We start from the raw sequence: 4,193 nt of genomic DNA, 5'->3' as shown, positions 1-4,193 counted from the left end.
GTGTCGGCGACGGGCACGCTGGCGGCGCGGCGCGAGCTGCCGATCGGGGTCGCGGGCGAGGGCGGGATGATCACGCGGGTGCTGGTCGAGCCGGGGCAGTGGGTGAAGGCGGGGCAGGTGCTGGCGACGGTGGACCGGTCGGTGCAGACGCAGACGGCGGCGCAACTGGCGGCGCAGGTGTCGGTCGCGCGGTCGGACCAGGTGCTGGCGCAGGCGGAGCTGGACCGGGCCCGGACGCTGGTCGATCGCGGCTTTATCTCGAAGGCGGACCTGCAACGGCGCGAGGCGACGCGCGATGCCGCCGCGGCGCGGGTGAAGGCGGCGCAGGCGAGCCTGGCGGAAGCGCGCGCGCGCAACGGCCGGCTGGACATACGGGCACCGGCGGCCGGACTGGTGCTGACCCGCACCGCCGAGCCGGGGCAGATCGTCAGTTCGGGCAGCGGCGTGCTGTTCCGGCTGGAGCAGGACGGACAGGTGGAATTGCGCGCCGCGGTGTCGGAAAGCGATCTGGCCGGGCTGTCGGTGGGTGCCCAGGCGCAGGTGACGCCGGTCGGGTCCAGCCAGAGTTTCACGGGCGAGGTCTGGCAGATCTCGCCGGTGATCGATGCGCAGACCCGCCAGGGCGTCGTGCGCATCGCATTGCGCCATGATCCGGCGCTGCGCCCCGGGGGCTTCGCGACCGCGACGATCAACGGCAGCTCGGCGGTGGCGCCGCTGCTGCCCGAGACCGCGATCCTGAGCGACGACAAGGCGACCTATGTCTATGTCGTCGGCAAGGACAACAAGGTGCAACGCCGCGTGGTGAAGACCGGCGAGGCGTCCGACAACGGCGTTGCCGTGCTGGACGGGCTGAACGGAACCGAGCGCGTGGTGCTGACCGCGGGTGCGTTCCTGACGCCGGGCCAGGTCGTCACGCCATCGGTGCAGAAGGCGCGCTGATCCCATGGGCTTCCGCAACATGTCCGCCTGGGCGATCCGCAATCCGGTCGTCCCCCTCGTCCTGTTCATGGCGCTGACGATCGCGGGGCTGATCTCGTTCAACCGCATGCAGGTGAACGACAGCCCGGAGATCACCTTTCCGGCGGTCTATGTCCAGGTGAGCCAGCCGGGCGCGGCGCCCAGCGAGATCGAAACGCAGATCACCACGCGCATCGAGGCCGCGATCCGCGGGCTGGAAGGCGTGGACGAGATCAATTCCACGATCAGCGAGGGGTCGAGCGGCACCTTCGTGCAGTTCAGCTTCTCCACGCCGGTCGACCGCGCGGTCACCGATGTGCGCGACGCGGTGGCGCAGGTCCGCTCCGAACTGCCCGACGGTGTGATCGAGCCCAATGTCAGCCGCGTGATCATCAACAACGATTCGATCGCGAGCTGGTCGGTGGCGAGCACCGACGTGACGCTGGAGGAGCTGTCCGCATTCGTCGACACGGTCGTCGTCAAGCGGCTGCTGGGCATTTCCGGCATGCAGAAGGTGGAGATGACCGGCGGCGTGGAGCGCGCGGTGCGCGTGATCCTGGACCCGGGCCGGATGCAGGCGCTGGGGATCACCGCCGCGCAGGTGAACCAGACGCTGCGCGCGATCAACCAGAATGCGGCGGGCGGCCGCGCCGATATCGGCGCGCAACAGTCGCTGCGCATCGTCGGCAGCGCGGAGACCGCGCGCGAGCTGGCGCAGTTGCAGATCCCGCTGGGCAACGGCCAGCCGGGCACGGTGCGCCTGGCCGACATCGCCGAGATCCGCGACACCTCGCTGGAGCAGACCAGCCTGTTCAAGGCGAACGGGCGCCAGGTGGTCGGCTTCGGCATCCAGCGTGCGCGCGGTGCCTCCGAGGTGGCGCTGTACGACGCGACGGTGGCGGAGCTGGCGAAGATCCAGAAGGAAAACCCCAAATTCCGCTTCGTCGAGCAGTTCACCAGCGTGGATTACACCAAGCATCAATATCGCGAGGCGATCCGCGCGCTGATCGAGGGCGCGGTGCTGGCGGTGATCGTGGTGTTCCTGTTCCTGCGCGACAAGCGGGCGACGCTGATCTCCGCGCTTGCCATCCCCCTGTCCGCCATCCCGACCTTCTGGATCATGGCGCTGATGGGGTTCAGCCTGAACTTCATGACGCTGCTGGCGCTCAGCCTGGTCGCGGGCGTGCTGGTCGACGACGCGATCGTCGAGATCGAGAATATCGTGCGGCACATGCGGATGGGCAAATCGGCCTATCAGGCGTCGATCGACGCGGCCGACGAGATCGGGCTGGCGGTGGTCGCCACCACCTTTTCCATCGTCGCGGTGTTCCTGCCGGTCGGGCTGATGCCGGGCATCGCCGGACAGTTCTTCAAGAATTTCGGCATCACCGTGGTCGTCGCGGTGCTGATGAGTCTGGCGGTCGCGCGCCTGATCACGCCAATGGTCGCGGCCTATTTCCTGAAGGCGCATGGCCACGCCGAGCATGGCGAGGGGCCGGCGATGGACCGCTATATGGGCGTGCTGCGCTGGACGCTGGCCAATCGATGGAAGACGATGGGACTGGGCGGGCTGGCGTTCGTCGCCACGATCGTGGCGTTCGCGACGCTGCCCTTCACCTTCCAGCCGCCGCGCGACAATGATTTCAGCCGCCTGTCGATCACCATGGTGCCGGGCACCACGCTGCAACAGACCGAGGCGGTGGCCGACCGGGTGGCGGACCTCCTGCGCCAGCAGCAGGAGGTGAAGTCCGCGGTCGAGACGATCAAGGCGGGCAGCGCGATCCTGGAGATCACGCTGCGCAAGGACCGGGTGCGGACCTCGACGGATTTCGAGCGCGAGACGGCGGCCGAGCTGAACAAGATCGCCGATGCGCGGATCAGCTTCGGTGGCGGCGGCGGTGGCGGTGGTGGCCGTGCGGTCTCCATCATGCTGGCAGGCTCCGACCCGGAGGCGCTGGAAAAGGCGGCGCAAGGACTGGTGCAGCAGATGAAGACGCTGCCCAACCTGCGGTCCCCCCGCGTCGAGGGCGACCTGCCGCGGCCCGAGATCGTCATCCGGCCACGGCTGGACCTGGCCGCAGATCTGGGCGTGACGACCGCGGCACTCAGCCAGACGATCCGCATCGCGACGCAGGGCGAGATCGCGCAGAATGCGGCGAAATTCTCGCTGCCCGACCGGCAGATCCCGATCAGCGTCGCGCTCGATCCCTATAGCCGGCGCAACCTGTCGACGATCCAGAACCTGCCGGTACAGACCGCGCGGGGCAGCACGGTGCCGTTGCGCGTGGTCGCCGATATCGGGTTCGGGGCGGGGCCGTCGCAGATCCGCCGCTTCAACCAGGAGCGCCGCGTCATCATCGGCGCGGACCTGGCACCCGGCGCGATCGCGGGCGAGGAACGCGCCAAGGTGCTGAAGCTGCCTTACATGAACACCCTGCCGCTGGGCGTGCATTATGCCGCGTCGGGCGAGGCGAAGTGGCAGGCGGAAATGCTGCAGAACTTCGTGATCGCGGTGTTTGCGGGCGTGATGCTGGTGCTGGCGGTGCTGATCCTGCTGTATCGCCGCGCGATGCCACCGTTCGTGAACCTGGGTTCGCTGTTGCTGGCGCCGCTGGGCGGGGCGGTGGCGCTGCACCTGTTCGGCATGCCGGTGTCGCTGCCGGTGCTGATCGGGTTGCTGATGCTGCTGGGCATCGTCGCCAAGAACTCGATCCTGCTGATCGACTTCGCGCTGGAGGAGATGCGCGCGGGCGTGCCGCCGCTGGCCGCGATCCTAGATGCCGGGCACAAGCGCGCGCAGCCGATCGTGATGACCACGGTGGCGATGATCGCGGGCATGATCCCGACCGCGCTGTCGCTGACCGGAGACGGATCGTTCAACCAGCCGATGGCGGTGACGGTGATCGGCGGGCTGTTCCTGTCGACGCTGCTGACGCTGCTGATCGTGCCGGCGGGGTTCAGCCTGGCGATCGGGATGGAACAGTGGCTGGGGCCGAAGCTGGGCCACAAGCTGCTGACCTATCGGCCGGGCGACGATGGCGGGCCGCTGATCGAGGGGCCGGGCGAGCGTCCGGCGCTGCCGGGGGCGCAGGGCAAGCTGGGGACGCATCCGGCCGAATGAGGCGGACGGGTTGGAGTTGGTTTTATGTCAGTTCCCGTCGCCCTCACCCTTCGCCGCCTTCAGGGTTCCCATCAAAGTAGTACTTTGATGGGAACCCTGAAGGCGGCGAAGGGTG

Annotated in this window: 2 protein-coding genes; both read left to right on the top strand. The window is 68.5% G+C overall.

Features of this window, described 5'->3' with window-relative positions; genetic code table 11:
* A partial coding sequence (locus Q0U08_RS18225; RefSeq protein WP_298093096.1) for an efflux RND transporter periplasmic adaptor subunit occupies nt 1-939 on the top strand: 939 nt, incomplete at its 5' end.
* A gap of 4 nt (nt 940-943) precedes the next feature.
* Nucleotides 944-4,078 (top strand): efflux RND transporter permease subunit, encoded by a 3,135-nt coding sequence (locus tag Q0U08_RS18220; protein WP_298093095.1) that lies wholly within the window; start codon nt 944-946, stop codon nt 4,076-4,078.
* The last annotated feature ends 115 nt before the right edge of the window (nt 4,079-4,193 follow it).

This window comes from uncultured Sphingomonas sp. (assembly GCF_946477935.1).
GTDB lineage: Bacteria > Pseudomonadota > Alphaproteobacteria > Sphingomonadales > Sphingomonadaceae > Sphingomonas.
This window is presented reverse-complemented; position numbering and strand designations above follow the sequence as displayed.